The sequence below is a fragment of the Congregibacter litoralis KT71 genome (assembly GCF_000153125.2).
Lineage (GTDB): Bacteria > Pseudomonadota > Gammaproteobacteria > Pseudomonadales > Halieaceae > Congregibacter > Congregibacter litoralis.
This window is the reverse complement of sequence record NZ_CM002299.1, coordinates 375,220-393,305: the sequence shown is the minus strand read 5'-3', so window position 1 is coordinate 393,305 and position 18,086 is coordinate 375,220. Positions and strand designations below refer to the sequence as shown.

The following is an 18,086-nucleotide window of genomic DNA, read 5'->3' as shown; positions in this document are numbered from 1 at the left end:
CTCGACGCCCTGGGAGCCCTGGGCCGCCAGCTTGCGCCCTACCGTTGGCGTCTCATCGCTGCGGCCATCGCGCTGATCTTTACCGCCGGGGCTACCCTCACCCTGGGCAAGGGTCTGCAGGTGCTCATCGATCGTGGCTTTGCCGGCGATGACCCGGGGGCTCTGGGCGACGCGGTACGCATAGTCATGCTGATTACGACGGCCATCGCCGTGGGTACTTTTTTTCGCTTTTACCTCGTGTCCTGGCTGGGAGAGCGCATCAGTGCGGATCTTCGCAGCGCTGTCTTTCGCAATATTGTGAGGCTCCACCCAGGTTTTTTTGAGGAAAACCGCTCGGGAGAAATCATGTCCCGGCTCACGGCGGATACCACGGTGCTGCAGACGATCATCGGCTCCTCAATGAGTATGGCTCTGCGCAGCACCCTGACCCTCAGCGGCGCCGTGATCATGATGCTCGTCACCAACTTCAAGCTGACCCTGTTTATCGTCGCCACCGTTCCCCTGGTACTACTGCCCGTAATGATTTTTGGTCGCCGGGTGCGAAAACTCTCCAGCAGCAGTCAGGACAGCGTTGCGAGCGTGGGTTCCTACGCCGGCGAAATCATTCAGAATATCCGCACGGTGCAGGGCTTTAATCGCGAGGCAGCAGAATCCGAAGCCTTTGATGCCGAGGTCGAAAAGGCCTTTGTCATTGCCCGGTCCAGGGTCCGGCAGCGGGCTTTGCTCATCGCGTTTGCGATCATCATTCTTTCCGGTGGCATGATCGCCATGATGTATTCCGGCGGTCGGGATGTGATCAGTGGAGCCATGACCGGCGGAGAACTCGCCGCCTTCATGTTTTATGCCGTGATGGTGGGGACGGGCTTCGCCACCCTGTCCGAAGTCTGGGGGGACGTGCAACGCGCCGCAGGCGCCACGGAGCGCCTCCTGGAACTGGTGGAAACCGACAGCGCCCTGCCCGATACCGGCGACCGGGAATCCATCTCCCAGAATCCCAACCTGGAGCTTCGCAATGTCTCCTTCAGCTACCCATCGCGTCCCGATACCCTCGCCCTGAACAACATCAGCCTGCATATTGAGGCGGGTAAAAGTCTCGCCCTCGTGGGACCTTCCGGCGCGGGCAAAACCACCCTCTTCGAGCTGCTCCAGCGGTTCTACGATCCCCAATCCGGCGCTTTACTCCTGGATGGGATCGATCTTCGGGAAATGTCACTGGAGCAATTACGGACACATCTAGCCATCGTGCCGCAGCAGCCCACGCTTTTCAGCGCCGATGTCCGCTACAACATCGCCTACGGCAATCCCGATGCGAGTGACGCCGAGATACAAGCCGCGGCGCAACGGGCTCACGCCCATGAGTTTATCGAGGCTCTACCCGAGGGTTACAGCAGCTTTCTGGGGGAGCAGGGTGTACGACTGTCCGGCGGCCAGCGCCAACGCATCGCCCTGGCCCGGGCTATGCTCACGGATCCCAAGGTCCTGTTACTCGACGAAGCCACCAGCGCCCTGGATGCGGAGAGCGAATATCAGGTGCAGCAGGCCATCAGCGAGTTGATGCACGAACGCACCACGGTGATTATCGCCCACCGCCTGGCAACGATCCGTGATGCGGACTGCATCGCAGTGCTCGATGAGGGCAAAGTTGTCGCTACGGGGACCCACGATGAACTCCTGGGGAGCTCGGAGCTCTACGCCAGGCTGGCCAAGCTGCAGTTTCGCAACGAAGCCGCCTGAGCCGCCACAATCAGCGCATGGTGGTGAGAAAATGCAGGTGGTTTTCGTACTGGCTCAGCACATCATGGGCGATTTGCTCCCGCGTCCAACCCATAATGCAGTAATCCTGGCCGCCCTGGGCCAGATGCACCTCGGCGCGATAGTAGCGATCGCCCTCGGCCATAGATGAGATCGCCTCACCCGCCAGACGCTCATCGGGCATGGCATGGGCGCGGCTGCGCACCTCGTACACAAAGTCAATTTCACCGCCGTTGAGCACTTCCATGCGCACACAGGGTTTATCACGCAATTCCTCCGTGACCCGCGCGTCTACCTCGTGACTCTTAAGCTCCTCGGAGAATTCCCGGAGCGTCGGCGCGACGGATTCCTTCAGAAATTTGCGTACGCTGCGGTCCTCAGGAAACTCCAGAAGGTTCGACAGTCGGCTCCGCCAATCGCCATCAGCACCCGACGCCGGCGAAACACTTTGCGCACTGCGCTGGCTGGCGTCCAGGGACAGGGCCTTGGAGAACCCCCAGATAGCGCCAAGGAGAGCCAGGGAAAAAGGCAGGGCGCTGGCAATCGCCGCTGTCTGGAGCGATGACAGCCCCCCCGCAATCAACAGTACCGAGGCAATGGCAGCGATGACGGCGGCCCAGAACACCCTCTGGAGCACCGGCGTATCGTCGCGACCGTTGGCCGACAGCATATTCAATACCAGGGCGCCGCTGTCTGCCGAAGTCACAAAGAACACCACGATCATTGCCAGACTCACCGCGGATAAAAAGGTCGAGAAAGGCAGATACTCAAGAAAGCGAAACAGCGCCACGGCCTGATTGGCTGCAACGGCCTCACCGAGCTCTTTCGCCCCTTCATTGAGAATCAGGTCGATGGCGCTGTTGCCAAAGACGCCCATCCACAACAGGGTGAATCCGCAGGGCACCAGCATGGCACCGAGGGTAAATTCCCGAATCGTCCGTCCCCGGGAAATTCTCGCGATAAACAAACCGACGAAGGGTGACCAGCTCAACCACCAGCCCCAGTAAAAGATGGTCCAGCCGCCAAGCCAGTCCGTGGGGTCGTAGGCGTACAGGGTAAAGGTCTTGCTGATCAGTTCGCTGACGTAAATGCCCAGGCTTTCCAGGGTAGCCCCGAGGATGAGAATCGTCGGACCGGCGATGAGCACGCCAATAAGGAGCAGGATAGACAGGGCGATGTTGAGCTCCGACAGGCGCTTGATACCCGCATTAAGACCCATGGCGACGGAAATACTGGCCAGGATCATGGTCCCCACGATGAGCATGACCTGTACTCCGGGACTCACGGGAATGTCGAAGAGGTAAGCGAGGCCCGCATTGATCTGCAGAACGCCAAAACCGAGGCTTGTGGCAATACCGCAGGCCGTGCAGACAATGGCGAAGACGTCGATTGCAGCCCCCGCGGGACCGTAGATGCGCTCACCGATCAATGGATAGAAGGCCGACCGCACCGTGAGGGGCAATCCGTGACGATAGGAGAAGTAAGCCAGAAGCAGAGCGACGATGGCGTAAATCGCCCAGGCGTGGAGACCCCAGTGAAAATAGGTCAGGGTCATGGCATGGCCCGCGGCCTCGACGCTGCTGCCCTCACCATGGGGTGGCTGGAGAAAGTGCATTACCGGCTCGGCGACGCCAAAAAACATCAAACCGATGCCCATGCCCGCGGCAAATAGCATGGCAAACCAGCTTATGGCGCCATAATCAGGCTCCGAGTGGTCCGGACCCAGTTTGATGTCGCCAAAGCGGGAGAAGCTGAAAATCAGAATACTGAGGAGCACGACCGCGACGACGAGCACGTAGTACCAGCTGGCATAGGTCACGATGCCCGCCTGAACCTTCTGCAGCAGGGCGTTGCTCGCGTCGGGCGCGATGGCGGCGCCAAGCACCATCAACAGCAGTATCGCTGTAGATGGCAGAAACACGCCTCGATCGATACTGAAACCCAGGGCGCCCTCGCTCCCGGGCCCTTTCTCGTCCGTCGACCCTTTCATCAACACCTCTGTTCCTTTAAATAGAGGCGGAAGGGTACTCAGATTATGCTACGTCAGCAAAACATAAATACATCGTGTACGAATCTTTCTTTTCAGGCCTAAATGTAAAAAGTACCGGAAAATCAACAATTAGCGGCATTTGCCGGTATAATCTGCGCCCGTTTTACTTTCAGCACTAACTATCAGCACTTTTTTGTGCCCTATATTTTTTGTCAGGGAGACACCATGCTATCCAGAAACAAGTTGAACCTCGCGACCCGCGCGGCGGTACTTGCCAGTGTTGCCGGCGGCAGCCTGACCAGCGCCAGCGCCTACGCCCAGCTCGAAGAAGTGATCGTCACGGCCACCAAGCGCTCCGCGAGCACCCAGGACATCCCCGTCTCCGTACAGGCGCTGGGAGAGAACACCCTCAACGACATGGGTGTGACCAACTTCGAGGACTACCTCGTCCAGCTACCGGGGGTCACAGCGGGGGGTAGCGGTCCCGGACAGAACACCATTTACATCCGCGGTGTCGCGTCCACCACGCCCAACCTGACCACCGCCGGCGTTGCGGGCCTGTCGCCCAACGTCGCCCTGTATCTTGATGAGCAGCCCCTGGCACAACCCGGACGAAACCTCGACGTCTACGCAGCGGATATGAACCGCATCGAGGTGCTGGCGGGCCCCCAGGGCACGCTGTTCGGGGCAAGCTCCCAGGCGGGCACCGTGCGCTTGATCACCAACAAGCCTGACTTCAGCGGGACCTACGGAAAAATGAAGCTAGGCACGGCCTTCACCAAGGGCGGTGAAATGAGCAACAGCGTGGAAGGTATGCTCAACATGCCCGTCACGGAGAAGCTCGCATTGCGCGGCGTCGTCTACGTCGACCGCATGGGTGGCTATATCGACAACGTTGCCGGCACCCTCAACGCAAGAGAAAGCGCCCGCTTCCGCCCCGAAGGCACCATGCGGGCCAACGGTGTGCCCGTGAGCGCCCAGCGCGAGGGCTTCCAGGCCGGCGCAGACCTCTCGGATGTGACCTTCATCGACGCAGACAACAGCACCAAAACCGAAGACGACTTTAACGACACCACCTACTCCGGCTTCCGTCTTTCGGGTCTTTACACCATCAATGCCGACTGGGACCTCCAGGTGTCGCACATGCAGCAGCAGCTGGATTCTGACGGGGTTTTCTTCTCGGACCCGGAACTGGGCGATTACAACGTAACGCGCTTTCAGCCTGACAGCATCGATGACGAATTCAGCAATACCGCCTGGACTCTCACGGGACGCATTGGTGAGCTGGAAGTACTCTACTCCGGCGCCTTCACCGACCGTCAAACGGACCAACTCGTTGACTATGCGGACTATCTGTTCGTGGGACAGTATCTGCCCTACTACATCTGTGACAGCTCCGTCTCCTACCCCGGTGACGCGGCCCCCAGCGGCACCTGCCAGGCGCCGGACCTCTTTGTCGGCAGTACCACCAAGACCGAGGTGAGCACCCATGAGATTCGGCTGAACACGGCCGAAGACCGTCGCATTCGCGCCACCGTGGGTGCCTTTTACAGCGACCTGGAACTGAAGGAACGCAACGACTTTACCTATCCGGGCTCCACACAAATCGATGGCTACGGTGTACAGACCGGCTTCTCTCCCAACTTCCCGTTCACCACCGGGTATCGCTCCGATGAGGGTCCCTTCCCCGACGGCGTGATCTTCCGTAACGATGTGCGCCGCACCGACGAGCAGATGGGTGTGTTTGGTGAAGTCACCATGGACATCACCGACGACCTGGCCCTCACCCTGGGAGCCCGCTGGTACGATATCGAAGTAGGCCTCGAAGGCAGCGCCAACGCCTCCTTCTGTAACCTCTTCCAGCCGGATTCAAACTCCTTTGGTACGGACATCTCGGACCTGTATAACGGTGACGGACAGATCACCTTCCGGGGCACCTGTGATCCCGATGCTCAGATCACCTACACCCTCGACAACATCGAGGACGCTCCGGATCAGGTGGCTGCTGCTTTGCGCGAGGCTCCCACGTCGGCGCAAACCGACGGTGTTATCGGCAAGATAAGCCTGTCCTACACGCCTACCCAGGACCAGCTGTGGTTTGTCACGCTGTCCGAGGGTTTCCGTCCGGGACTCCTCAACCGACCCGGAGGCGCAGCAGGTCCTAACGGGTACCAGGTGCCCTTTGCCCTGGATACGGACGATGTAACGAACTATGAACTGGGCTGGAAGCTCGATCTCCTGGATCAGTCTCTGCGCTTTAACGGTTCCTTGTTCTTCGTGGACATTGAGCGTCTGCAAACCACGATTTTCGATCCCAGCATCACGAATCTGTTCTTCTCGGATAACGCGGCAAACGCCGAGGTTATGGGCCTTGAAGGCTCCCTGGACTGGGCGCCTGCGTCACTGCCAGGGCTGGTGGTTACGGGCTCTTTCTCCATGCTGGACACGGAGATCACCGAGGTCCTCACGCCGACGAACGATGTGCGCAAGGGCGATTCCCTGGCCTTTGCACCGGAGTTTCAGGCCACGGTGCGGGCGCGTTACAACTGGGATCTCAACAATGGTCTGCGCGCTCACGTCATGCCCCACCTGGCGTATTCCGATGAGTCTTTCAGCGACATTATTGCCATCAACCGTCAAACGGTGGACTCCTGGCTGATGCTGGGCTTTACTGCGGGTGTTTCCAACACGCAGTGGACCGCCGAAGTGTACGTGGACAACCTCACCAATGAAGCTGCGGAGCTGTCCAACAACTTCGTGAATGACCGAGACCGCGTCACGCTGGCACGCCCCATGACGGGCGGCGTGCGCTTCACCTGGAACTTTGAGTGAGGCTGAGCGCCCGGCATCCCCGGGCGCGACTCTTTCCCCAACGACAGCGGCAGGCTCCCTGAGCGCCGATGTTCAAGCGCTGATGCGCAAAGGCAATATTGCCGATGCGCTGGCGCTGCTCCAATCCCGATTACAGGATGCTCCGGAAGACGGAGAGGCGCTGTATTTTGCCGCCGTCTGCGCACGCATGAGTCAGTCCTTTGGGGCAGCACAGGGCTATCTCGACACCCTGCTGCACCTCGAGCCCGGTAATGGCCGGGGCCTGCAGGAACAGGCGCATCTTTATCGTGATACCCGGCAGTTCGATCGGGCCATCGACGCCTACGGTGAGGCCCTGAGGGCCAACCCGGCGCTACTGGCGAGCTATCGGCAACGCCTTGCACTCCTTCGCGACGCGGGTCGCGAGCAGGAAGCAAACGTCACCGCGGCACAGCTTCAGAAAGTCGAAGCTCTCCCCAAACCGCTGCTCGCAGTCACGGATCTCATTGCCCAGGGCCGGATTCTCAAAGCCGAGCAACTGTGCCGGCAATTTCTCATGCAGGCACCGAGTCACACCGAGGGAATGCGCCTGCTGGCCGATATCGGTTCCCGCCTTGGCGCCCTTGAGGAGGCAAATTTTCTGCTCGAAACTGCCTGTGAGCTGGACCCGGACAATGTTGCTCTGCGCATCGATTTTATTCGCGTCCTGAGCAAGCGCCAGCGCTTCGAGGCATCCCTGGAGCAGGCGGAGCGTCTTCTTCGCACAGCACCTCAGAATCTGCAGTTTCAATCCCTCAGAGCCATTGAGCTCTTGCAGCTGGGCCGGTACGAGGAGGCTATCGCGGGCTTCAACGGTATCCTGGAGCAACTGCCCGGGGACGCCATCACTCTGACCTCCAAAGGACATGCTCTGAAAACCCTGGGCGACAGCGGATCGGCTATCGGCGCCTATGAGACCGCAAGCAAGGCGAGCCTTGGCGGCGGTGAGGCCTGGTATGCCCTCGCCAATCTCAAAACCTATCAGTTCGATGACGGCCAGCTGGAGAACATGCAGGCTCAGCTCGCCGCCAATCCTCCCCTGGGGGACCGCATTTATCTCGCTTTTGCTCTGGGCAAGGCCTTTGAGGACCGCAGTAATTTTGAGCGCTCCTTTGAGAACTATGCCCTGGGCAACGATCTCAAGCGCGCGAGCCTCAACTACCAGAGCGCAGGGTTTGAGCGCGAGGTGGACGCGCAATGCGAGGGCTTTACGCGGGCACTGGCTGAGCGGCAGGGCAACCGGGGCTGCGAGGCGCCGGATCCCATTTTCATTGTAGGCATGCCCCGGGCGGGAAGTACCTTACTGGAGCAGATTCTGGCTACCCACAGTCAGATTGACGGCACACGGGAGCTCCCCAACATCCTGTCCCTCGCCCAGCGCCTCCGCCGACAGCGCAACAGCGCCGATGAGACACCAGGCTACCCCGGTATTCTCGCGGATATGCCCGCCGATGAACTGCAAAAGCTGGGGCAGGAGTTCATCGAGGAAACGCGCATACACCGCGGCGACGCCCCGTTTTTTATCGACAAAATGCCCAACAATTTTCGGCACATCGGTCTGATTAAGCTCATACTTCCCCGCGCCAGGATTATCGATGCCCGTCGCGAGCCCATGGCCTGCTGCTTCAGCAACTTCAAGCAGCTGTTTGCCGAGGGACAGGAGTTCAGCTACGACCTGGCTGATCTGGGACATTATTACCGGCAGTACGAGCGCCTGATGTCGCACTGGGATACGGTGCTGCCGGGGAGCGTACACCGCTTGCAGCACGAGGCTTTACTGGATGATTTTGAGGGAGAGCTCCGCCGTCTTCTTGATTTTCTGGAACTCCCCTTTGAGGAGCGTTGCCTGCGTTTTTATGAGACCGATCGTCCCGTGCGCACGCCCTCATCAGAACAGGTTCGCCAGCCGCTGTTTCGCGATGCCGTGGAGCAATGGCAGAATTATTCACCATGGTTAACGCCGCTCCGTGCCGCCCTGGAGGCCACCGGGGAATGAGCGTTCGGTCTTGGCAACACATTCGGGAACACCGCTGATGGCTGATTTACTTGATGATGTACTCGTATCCCTTCGCCGCATTCTGCGCGCGACGAGTATTCACTCGCGGAAGCTGGGCAAATCCGTGGGAATCACGGCGCCCCAACTCATGGTACTGCGGGCTGTGAACGCCAATGACGGGCTCACAGCCACGGAAGTCGCAAATGCCGTCAGCCTGAGTCAGGCGACAATAACCGCCATCGTCTCGAAGCTAGAAGCGCGGGAACTTCTCCACCGGGAGAGAAGCAGTGTGGACAAGCGCCGGGTCCATGTATCCCTCACCGAGGCCGGTCGCGAGGTATTGGTGGAGGCGCCCAAGCCGCTGCAGGAGAGCTTCTCGCGACGCTTCGAAGCGCTGCCCCGCTGGGAGCAGCACCAGCTGGTGTCGTCTCTGGAGCGCATTGCGCTGATGATGGATGCCGAGGATCTCGACGCGGCACCGCTGCTGACGGATCATCCCGAGATGCACTAGCGTAGGTAGGTGGGGGTATAGGCTAAGCCTAGCCCGGTCTGCCGGCTCTGCGCAGCAAGCGCATGCGATCCTTGCGCTCGCGGTTTACTCTCAGAAGGTCTGTCATCGCATCACGATAAACCCCCTGAATCTCGTCTAACCACTGCAGCGTCAGACGCGTGTTGTTCGCCGCACAGAGCAGCGGCGCCTTGAGGGGCTCGTCGAGCACAATATAGCTGGCCTCGCGCAGCCCCCTCTTCAGCTGATCCCGGGTGATGGCCCGGCCATTCTGGTTCGCCATGTTGACCACCTCATAGGCTTCAAACAGCGACTCCATGCTCACCCACTCCGCCACGGCCTGGCGTTCCACGCCCCGACGTAAACTGCGACGCAGCTTTCGAGCCATGTTGCGAAACTCTCTCTGCACACGACGCCCGAAAACCGGGTCGCCCACGGGCTTGAGCTGATCGTCCGCAGACAACTCCCGCCAATCGGCATGGGTGAGCACCGCGTCGATGGCGGGAAACACTTCCTGCTCCTCAAAGCTCATGTGTCCGTAGGAGGCCTGCACATATTCGCGACCCATGCGCACCACCTCAGCACCCCCCAGCTCACCCCGACGCCAGTCTTCCACCGCCTGGAGTAGATCCCGGCCATTACGCAGCATGTGGTCGTGGTCCCGCTCAAGACGGCGACGATCCTCGGCCAGTTTATGGTCAATATCCGCAGCATAGCCGTAGATGACGTCTTCCCGGGGGTGATGAAAGCGGTCGGGCCAGGTCACCATATAGTCCATGATCTCGTAGATCACGTGGGTGTCCACCAGCTCACTGCGCTCGATGGCGTTGAGATGGTCGGACAGCAGGGCGAGGACACTGGCAATATGCCGGTGCTCTGCGCGCAGGGCAGCCAGCATGGGGGCTTCGGACACGTCGCTCTCGTGCTGATCGGCAAAAGCCTGAAGATCCATGGGCTCGGAGCCTACGGGTCGCCGGGAAGATTTAGCTGATGTCGATCGCGACTGCGTGACCGCCATAGATTTCACCACTGGACGGAGATAGAGCCGGCAAGACTAACGGTGATGCGTAGCCCTAGCAAGCCAGGCCCCGGTGGAGATACCGGGGACTGACGGAAAGGAGGAGGAGAAAAAGGAGAAGGCGAGGGAGTAGCCGAAGGCGGCCTAGCTGTTGCCCAGTTCCCGGACGAGGCTGCCAATGGATTCCTTGGCGTCGCCAAACAACATCCGTGTGTTGTCCTTGTAAAAGAGAGGATTCTCGATACCGGCAAAGCCAGAAGCCATGGAGCGCTTGAGCACAAACACTGTGCGCGCCTGGTCGACATTGATCACCGGCATACCGTAAATGGGCGAGGACTCCACATCGCGGGCCGCCGGGTTCACGACATCATTGGCGCCGATCACAATCGCCACATCGACGGTCTCCATGCGCGGATTGATGTCATCCATTTCCAGCAACTGGTCATAGGGCACGTCCGCCTCAGCAAGGAGAACGTTCATGTGTCCCGGCATACGACCCGCAACGGGGTGAATACCAAAGTTCACCTCGGCACCGTTCTTCTCGAGGAGTTCCGTGAGCTCTTTCACCACGTGCTGCGCCTGCGCCACCGCCATGCCGTAGCCGGGGATGATCGCAACGCTCGTTGCAGCTTCGAGAATGTAGTAAGCGTCTTCGGCAGAGATAGGCTTGATTTCGCCTTCCACCACGGACTCTTCATCACTCACCGCCGCAAAACCACTGAACAGTACGTTGGACAGGGAGCGGTTCATCGCCTTACACATGATTTGCGTGAGGATGATGCCCGAGGCGCCCACGAGGGAGCCCGCGACGATCAGGATATTGTTGTTGATCGCGAAACCCGCGGCACAGGCAGCAAGCCCTGAATACGAGTTCAGCAGCGAGATCACCACTGGCATGTCGGCGCCACCGATGGGGATCACCGCCATGATGCCAAAGGCCAGGGACAGGGCAATCATCAGGATGAGCCAGAAAGGCGTCTCCGGATACAGGCAAAACAGCCAGCCACTGACGAAGATGGCAAAGATGATCACGCTGTTGACCATCTGCTGGCCACTGAACTGCACGGCAGCGCTGCTGATTTTCTCGCTCAGCTTGCCGTAGGCCACGAGCGACCCGGTGAACGTGACGCCACCGATGAGAATCGACAGCACGATGGTGACGAGGGTAAAGACGCCCGCATCGCCGCTGATCGCGGCCGCACCCACAAGTAAGCTGGCAAGTCCGCCAAAACCGTTGAACAGCGCCACCATCTCAGGCATGGCTGTCATCTGTACCAGACGCGAGGCCGATGCGCCGATGGCACCTCCGACGATAAAGCCGGCAAAGATCCACTGGTACTCGACGATGCCCTGATCCAGCAACGCAGCGACAATAGCCAGAAGCATGCCCGCTGCGGAAATAGTGTTACCCCGGCGAGCCGTGGCGGCGGAGCCAAGAAGCTTCAGGCCATAGATAAACAGCGCCGCAGAAACGACATAAGCCAGCTGAATTCCGAAAGGAGATACGCTCACAATCAACCCCCTCGCTTCTTGAACATGGCCAGCATTCGGTCAGTCACCATGTACCCACCGACCACGTTGATGGAGGCCAGCGCCACAGCACCCGCTCCCAGCCAGTTAGCCAGATCCTGCTGCCCGTTGCCCGCCAGGGCGATGGCACCCACAACGGTGATACCGGAAATCGCGTTGGCGCCGGACATCAGGGGTGTGTGCAGAGTCGCAGGCACCTTGGTGATCAGTTCGAAGCCGAGGAAGATCGACAACATAAGAATAAAGGTCAGAAAAATAGCATCCATGATCAGGCATCCCCCGCCAGAATGTTTTTGATAGTCTCGTTAACAACAGCACCATCATGCGTAATCACGCAGCCCGGCAGAATGTCATTTTCCATGTCCAGCACAAATTCGCTGGTTTCCTTGTCCCAGGTGTCTTCCACCAGGTTGAACAAGTTGTTTGCATACATCACGGATGCATCCCGGCACACGTAGTTGGGCAAGTTGCCAAGGCCCACCACCGACACACCGTTAATGTCCACGACTTCATTGGGAACCGAGCCCTCGACGTTGCCGCCGGTCTCTGCGGCCATATCCACGACCACGGCTCCGGGCTGCATACCCTCCACCATGGAACGGGGCACGATGACCGGCGGCTTGCGCCCGAACACCTGCGCCGTGGTAATAACGACGTCGGAATCAGCAATGACGGCCGCCTGGGCGTCCTGCTGCTTCTGAATCTGCTCCGGTGTCAGTTCCTTGGCATAGCCATCGGCAGTCTGACCCGTATCACCCAGATCGATATCCAAAAAGGTCGCCCCCAGGGACTGGACCTGCTCGGCCACGACGGGACGGGTATCAAAAGCGGTGACCTTTGCGCCCAGGCGTTTCGCCGTCGCGATGGCCTGGAGACCGGCAACACCGGCACCGATGATGAAAACCTTGGCCGGCTTGAGCGTGCCCGCGGGAGTCATCATCATGGGGAAAATGCGTGGCAGGCGGGTCGCGGCCTGCATCACCATGACATAGCCGGCAAGGTTTGCCTGGGAACTGAGGGCATCCATCTTCTGGCTGCGGGTGGAGCGCGGAATCATTTCCATACTGATGGCCGTGACGCCGGCATCGGCAAAGGCGCGCACCACCTCGTGCTCATTAAAGGGATCGAGATAGCTGATATGAATACAACCGCGCTTCATTTGGGCGATTTCATCAACCTCAGGCTTGCGGATGCGCAGGAGCATATCGGCGGAGCCGATGAGCGCCGCGCGGTCGCTGACAACCTCCGCACCAGCGTCCGTGTAGTCACTATCCTGAAATCCACTGCCAAGACCCACTCCCGACTCGACCTGTACCGTTGCGCCAAGGCGCACCAGTTTTTTGGCAGTGTCTGGGGTCATCGCCACCCGGTTTTCGCCCGGGTAGAGTTCCTTAGGGACAGCTAATTGCATGTTTTTTACCCTGTATCGGTCAGTTCCTGGTGCTCTATTACGCGACGTTCTTCAGCGCGACCAAAGCCCCTAGTTTTTAAGGGGGCAAGACTTTAGCACAGAGAATGTTGCCTACGAAGAGCACGATGATGATTCAGATGATCATCTTGTTTTTACTTTTTCAAACAAACGGGGGCCTGAAGGCCCCGTGGTTTTATCATCGCCCGGGGTGTTAGCCCGCCTGGAGACGGAGGAAAGGATTCATCCAGCGGTACTTCCAGCCGGTAAATCGCAGGGGTGCGTCGATGACCGCCAGACACAGGCAGTCTTCGTTCGCGAAGGCTCGCGGTGCGTGGACATCGCTGGCGCTGCGGTAAATGAAGTCGCCGGGGTGATAGCTGCCCTGATCATCGCTGAAACCACCCTGGAGCACGAGGGTCATCTCAGAGCCCCGGTGATCGTGATGGGGGATTTCGCCGCCTGCCTTGATATGCAGCAGGGAGAACTCAAACTGCGGATCGCCGGTACGGATCGGCGTAATGCGCAGGGCATCGGTTACCTTCTTCCACACCAGATCAGAGAAGTCGCCGGCCATCAGTCGGCTCAGTAGCGCAGGTGTGGCGTCCTGACCCTTGCGCTTTGCAGGCTGGTAGCACAGAGGCGCTTCCTCATCGAGGCGCGCAAGGACGCGGTCCAGCAAAGCGTCGCCCACGGGCTCCGGGTCCAGAGACTCGAACATTGCCGCCCCGATGGTCTGGAGGCGTGCCACTGTTCGCGAACAGCAGTCACAATAATTCAAATGTGCGGATATGCACGCGGCCTGGGCAAGAGAGAGGCTGCCCGCAGCATGCTCCGTGAGAAGTTCCAATTCAGGATGATGTTTTGCCATGGTTTTATCTACAACTCTGTTTTCGTGTCCCAATTAATTACCCTCCTGGGCAACGTCAAACTGCACCTGCATCTTCTGCACTGCCAGCCTGACCCGCGACTTCACGGTCCCGAGGGGTAAGTCCAGTTCGGAGGCCGCCTCTGCGTGCGATTTACCCTCCATGTAGACCTTGGCAATTATCTGCGTCTGGTCTGCGGGGAGATTCTTCATCGTCTCCCTGATTCGATCGGCGCTGCGTCGGTTTTGCAGCTGCATAAACGGCTCTTCATGTTCCTGGTCCGGACTGAAGTCCTCGGCTGCCAGAGGTGTGTCGAACTTCTGCAAGCGACGGAACATGTCTGTCCGACAGTTTCGGGCGATGGTATATACCCATGTACTCGCCGCAGCCTTTTCTGGATTGAAGGCGCCGGCTTTTTGCCAAATTTTTAACATAACTTCCTGCACAAGCTCGTCGGCATGGGTCGCCGACATGGCTGATCCTGCAAGCGCAAAGGCCTTAATAAGTGGTGCGAAGTGCCTGAACAGACGCGTGTAAGCGGCGCGATCCTGTTTCTCGGCGATCAGAACCAGACATTCACTCCACTCGTCCGTGCGACGGCCCGTCGGTATGGCTCGCACCTCACCGTCATTTCCCCGCGCCGTACTTTGCTTTTCGTCCACGTGCTGCCCCTTAAATCCAATGTGAATAATACGTTCACTATAGCCCGACTGGATGACCCCCTGGCCCCGCATAGGCAGCAGGCTGATCCACCACACCCCAAGGCGCGTAATTTTAACAGTAGAATCGCAGCCTTCCGGGACCGTATCCGGGACTCAGGTCGCCATCATCGACGAGGCCCTTCCGGTCCTTCAACAACGCACAGGAGTCACCCACAGGTGCACATAGCGGTAATTGGTTCAGGCATCTCGGGGTTAGCGTGCGCTCACTACCTCAGTGCCGGTCACACGGTCAGTGTTTTCGAGACCAATAAGCGACTTGGCGGCCACACGGCCACCATGGACGTGCAACTGGGTACCCGGCGCTTTGCTATCGATACCGGATTTATTGTTTTTAACGACTGGACCTACCCCAATTTCATCGCCCTGATGGATGAATTGGGCGTGGGGAGTCGGCCGACTTCCATGGGATTCAGCGTCCGCGACGAGGACACGGGGCTAGAGTACTCCGGCACCAATCTCGACTCCCTCTTCGCCCAGCGACGCAACCTCGTGTCCCCACGCTTCCTGCGCATGGTGCGAGACATACTGCGGTTTAATAAAGAAAGTCTGGCGGATCTCGAGCGCGGGGAACTCGCCGAGAATGAAAGTCTCGGCAGCTACCTGGAGCGTAAAAAATACAGTGAGGCTTTCAAGCGGGATTACCTCATTGCCATGGGGTCTGCCATCTGGTCCTCGGATTGCGCAAGCATGCTCGATTTTCCCGTGCAGTTTTTTGTGCGTTTTTTCAAAAACCATGGCTTGCTCTCCGTAAAGAACCGGCCCCAGTGGCGGGTGATTGAAGGGGGCTCCAGGGAATACATCGCGCCCCTGTGCCGCCGTTTTGAACAGCGCATCCACACGGGCACCGCCATCAGCAAAATTCGCCGCGAGGCATCGGGCGTCACTCTTGTGCTTGAGAACGGTACCGAGCAGCGCTTCGATCAGGTCGTGATTGCCACGCACTCCGATCAGGCTTTGGCGATGCTGGAAACACCCTCGGCAGCCGAGCGCGAGGTGCTCGGTGCCCTGCCCTATCAGTCCAACGATGTGGTGCTGCACACCGACAAACGCCTGCTCCCGGAGAATCGCAAGACCTGGTCGAGCTGGAACTACCGCCTCGGCGTCGATGAATCCCGGGCCGTACTCACCTACAATATGAATATTCTCCAGGGCATTCAGGCTTCGGAAACATTCTGCGTCACCCTCAATGACACGGCCGCTATCAACCCCCACAAGATCCTCGGACGTTTTACCTACGACCACCCGGTGTTCAGTCTCGAGGGCATGGCAGCCCAGGAGCGCTGGGGTGACATTAATGGAAAACAAAACACCTGGTTCTGCGGAGCCTACTGGCACAACGGTTTTCATGAGGACGGCGTGGTGAGTGCCCTGCGGGTCTCCCAGGCAGTGGCCGAGCAGACACGCAACGCGGCATGAAATCCCGGCTTTACATCGGCTCTTTGCGGCACCGACGCCATACACCCCGGGAACATGCCTTCAAGTACCGCGTTTTTATGCCCTACCTGCGCCTGGACGAGGTCGACGCGGTGCTGGGACTCAGCCGCCTGTGGTCCCGCTCACGCTTTGCTCCCGCAAGTTTTTGCCGGGACGATTTCCTTGGTGACCCGGCCAAGCCCCTGGACGCGGAAGTGCGCCGGCGCATTACCGAAGAGACCGGCGCGACGCCTGCGGGGCCCATCTACGTTCTCGCAAACCTGCGCTATTTCGGCATGGGCATGAATCCCATCATCTGCTATTACTGCTTCAGCGAGGACGAGTCCCGTCTTGAATATCTGGTGGCGGAAGTCACCAATACGCCCTGGGATGAACGCCATAGTTATGTGCTGTCCGCCGAGCCCGGGCAACGGGTTCTCCGTCAGGACTTTCCCAAAACATTCCATGTCTCACCGTTTAATCCCATGGACATGGAGTATTCCTGGCGGAGCAACGTACCGGGAGAACGCCTGGCAATTCATCTGGAAAACCACCGTGATGGCGAGCGTGTTTTCGATGCCACCCTGGCGCTGGAGGCCGAGCCCATCACAGCGGCCAGCCTACGCGGCATACTGTGGCGATTCCCCCTGATGACCGCTAAAGTAGCGGGAGCAATCTACTGGCAAGCCCTCAAGCTTTTCATCAAACGTATCCCTTACCACCCACACCCCGGGACCAGCCTTCAATCTGGAGCACCATAATGAACGAAGTCAGTGTGAGCAGGATTCCCCTTCTGCCCCAGGCAAAATCTTTTCGAAACCGCGCCGAGCTTGCGCGACACTTTCTGTTGCAGGTCCTGTCGCACATCAAGGTGGGTTACGTCACGATCCATGACGGCGAAGATACCCATCACTTTGGTGAGGCCAACCAGGCCGGCGAACCCCAGGCAGAGATCGTGGTCCACAACCGGGAAGCGTTCGGCAAAGTATTGATCGGCGGCACCGTAGCGGCGGGCGAAGCTTACATCGATGGAGACTGGTCAACGCCGGATCTTACGGAGGTGACCCGCCTGTTCAGTGCAAACATGCAGACCATGGAATCCATGGAGTCCAAGCAGCACTGGTACACCAAGCTTGCCCTGAAACTGGCCCACGCCATGAATCGCAATACCCACGAGGGCTCCAAGCGGAACATTGCGGCGCACTACGATCTGGGCAACGATTTTTTTCGCCTGTTCCTGGACCCCACGATGATGTATTCCTCAGCGGTCTTTGAGCGCCCGGAGAACACCCTGGAAAAAGCCGCCATCGATAAGCTCGATGAGCTCTGTCGCCAGCTTGAGCTCAAGCCCGAAGACCACCTTCTTGAGATCGGCACGGGATGGGGCGGCATGGCCATTCACGCAGCGACGCATTACGGCTGCAAGGTCACCACCACGACCATCTCCCAGGAACAGTTCGATTACGCCAGGGCCCGGGTTGCGGAGCTGGGGCTTGAGGACCGGATTACCCTGCTTTGCGAGGACTACCGCGCGCTCACGGGTGAATACGACAAGCTGGTCTCCGTGGAGATGATTGAGGCCGTCGGTCACGATTTTTACAGCAGCTACTTCCAGTGCTGCAGCAAGCTTCTGAAAGACAACGGGAAAATGGTTATTCAGGCGATCACCATCACCGATGATCGCTACGAGCAGGCACGACGCTCCGTGGACTACATCAAACGCTACATATTCCCCGGCGGGTGCCTCCCCTCTCTGGAGATCATCGCCAAGCACATCGCAAAGGACAGCAATTTGCAGATGGTGCACCTGCGGGACATCACCGCCGACTACGCCCTGACCCTGACCCATTGGCGCCAGCGCTTTATGGAGCGCCTTGATGAGGTGCGCTCCATGGGCTTTGACGATCGTTTTATCCGTATGTGGGAATTCTATCTTTGCTACTGCGAAGGTGGTTTCAGGGAACGCATCATTGGCACGGCGCAACTCGCCTTTGCCAAGCCGGGCTACCGCAGCGCCTGAGTGTAGAAGG

General features: G+C 59.0%; 14 protein-coding genes. 7 read left to right on the top strand and 7 right to left on the bottom strand.

The window, feature by feature from the left end; all coding sequences use genetic code 11:
- Positions 1-9 precede the first annotated feature (9 nt).
- Positions 10-1,734, top strand: a complete 1,725-nt coding sequence (locus KT71_RS01845; RefSeq protein WP_084566942.1) for an ABC transporter transmembrane domain-containing protein — start codon at positions 10-12, stop codon at positions 1,732-1,734.
- A gap of 10 nt (positions 1,735-1,744) precedes the next feature.
- Here KT71_RS01845 and KT71_RS01840 read toward each other — a convergent pair whose 3' ends face one another.
- A complete protein-coding gene (locus KT71_RS01840; RefSeq protein WP_008293202.1) occupies positions 1,745-3,742 on the bottom strand; it encodes a BCCT family transporter in 1,998 nt (665 codons plus the stop codon).
- Between the two features lie 225 nt (positions 3,743-3,967).
- Here KT71_RS01840 and KT71_RS01835 point away from each other — a divergent pair, with 225 nt between their 5' ends.
- Genes KT71_RS01835 through KT71_RS01825 form a run of 3 tightly spaced genes read left to right on the top strand, consistent with a single transcriptional unit; the run spans position 3,968 to position 9,099 of the window.
- Positions 3,968-6,574 (top strand): TonB-dependent receptor, encoded by a 2,607-nt coding sequence (locus tag KT71_RS01835; protein WP_008293203.1) that lies wholly within the window; start codon positions 3,968-3,970, stop codon positions 6,572-6,574.
- Positions 6,567-8,588: a tetratricopeptide repeat-containing sulfotransferase family protein gene (locus KT71_RS01830; protein ID WP_040362109.1), complete on the top strand. Its 2,022-nt coding sequence runs from the start codon at positions 6,567-6,569 to the stop codon at positions 8,586-8,588. Before KT71_RS01835 ends, KT71_RS01830 begins: the two co-directional genes overlap by 8 nt.
- 37 nt (positions 8,589-8,625) lie before the next feature.
- Positions 8,626-9,099: a MarR family winged helix-turn-helix transcriptional regulator gene (locus KT71_RS01825; protein WP_008293205.1), complete on the top strand. Its 474-nt coding sequence runs from the start codon at positions 8,626-8,628 to the stop codon at positions 9,097-9,099.
- Positions 9,100-9,127: 28 nt separating this feature from the next.
- On the opposite strand, the gene KT71_RS01820 is transcribed toward KT71_RS01825, so the two are convergent.
- The 6 genes from KT71_RS01820 to KT71_RS01795 form a co-directional block, all read right to left on the bottom strand.
- Positions 9,128-10,114 (bottom strand): hemerythrin domain-containing protein, encoded by a 987-nt coding sequence (locus KT71_RS01820; protein WP_238549450.1) that lies wholly within the window; start codon positions 10,112-10,114, stop codon positions 9,128-9,130.
- A 144-nt stretch (positions 10,115-10,258) separates the two neighbouring features.
- Entirely contained in the window at positions 10,259-11,632 is a 1,374-nt protein-coding gene (locus tag KT71_RS01815; RefSeq protein ID WP_008293207.1) for an NAD(P)(+) transhydrogenase (Re/Si-specific) subunit beta, read from the bottom strand.
- Positions 11,629-11,910: an NAD(P) transhydrogenase subunit alpha part 2 gene (locus KT71_RS01810; protein WP_008293208.1), complete on the bottom strand. Its 282-nt coding sequence runs from the start codon at positions 11,908-11,910 to the stop codon at positions 11,629-11,631. Before KT71_RS01810 ends, KT71_RS01815 begins: the two co-directional genes overlap by 4 nt.
- A gap of 2 nt (positions 11,911-11,912) precedes the next feature.
- Entirely contained in the window at positions 11,913-13,055 is a 1,143-nt protein-coding gene (locus tag KT71_RS01805) for a Re/Si-specific NAD(P)(+) transhydrogenase subunit alpha (protein WP_023659803.1), read from the bottom strand.
- A gap of 211 nt (positions 13,056-13,266) precedes the next feature.
- Entirely contained in the window at positions 13,267-13,923 is a 657-nt protein-coding gene (locus KT71_RS01800; RefSeq protein ID WP_040362623.1) for a ChrR family anti-sigma-E factor, read from the bottom strand.
- A gap of 33 nt (positions 13,924-13,956) precedes the next feature.
- Positions 13,957-14,655, bottom strand: coding sequence for a sigma-70 family RNA polymerase sigma factor (locus tag KT71_RS01795; protein WP_008293212.1), 699 nt, complete (start codon positions 14,653-14,655; stop codon positions 13,957-13,959).
- Positions 14,656-14,799: 144 nt separating this feature from the next.
- Between KT71_RS01795 and KT71_RS01790 the strand changes: the two genes are divergently transcribed.
- The 3 genes from KT71_RS01790 to KT71_RS01780 are packed head-to-tail and all read left to right on the top strand — an operon-like array spanning position 14,800 to position 18,076.
- A complete protein-coding gene (locus KT71_RS01790) occupies positions 14,800-16,059 on the top strand; it encodes an NAD(P)/FAD-dependent oxidoreductase (protein WP_023659801.1) in 1,260 nt (419 codons plus the stop codon).
- Positions 16,056-16,817 (top strand): DUF1365 domain-containing protein, encoded by a 762-nt coding sequence (locus tag KT71_RS01785; protein WP_023659800.1) that lies wholly within the window; start codon positions 16,056-16,058, stop codon positions 16,815-16,817. The genes KT71_RS01790 and KT71_RS01785 overlap by 4 nt, the downstream gene beginning before the upstream one ends.
- Complete coding sequence (locus KT71_RS01780) at positions 16,817-18,076, top strand: SAM-dependent methyltransferase (protein WP_008293215.1); 1,260 nt, start codon at positions 16,817-16,819, stop codon at positions 18,074-18,076. Before KT71_RS01785 ends, KT71_RS01780 begins: the two co-directional genes overlap by 1 nt.
- The last annotated feature ends 10 nt before the right edge of the window (positions 18,077-18,086 follow it).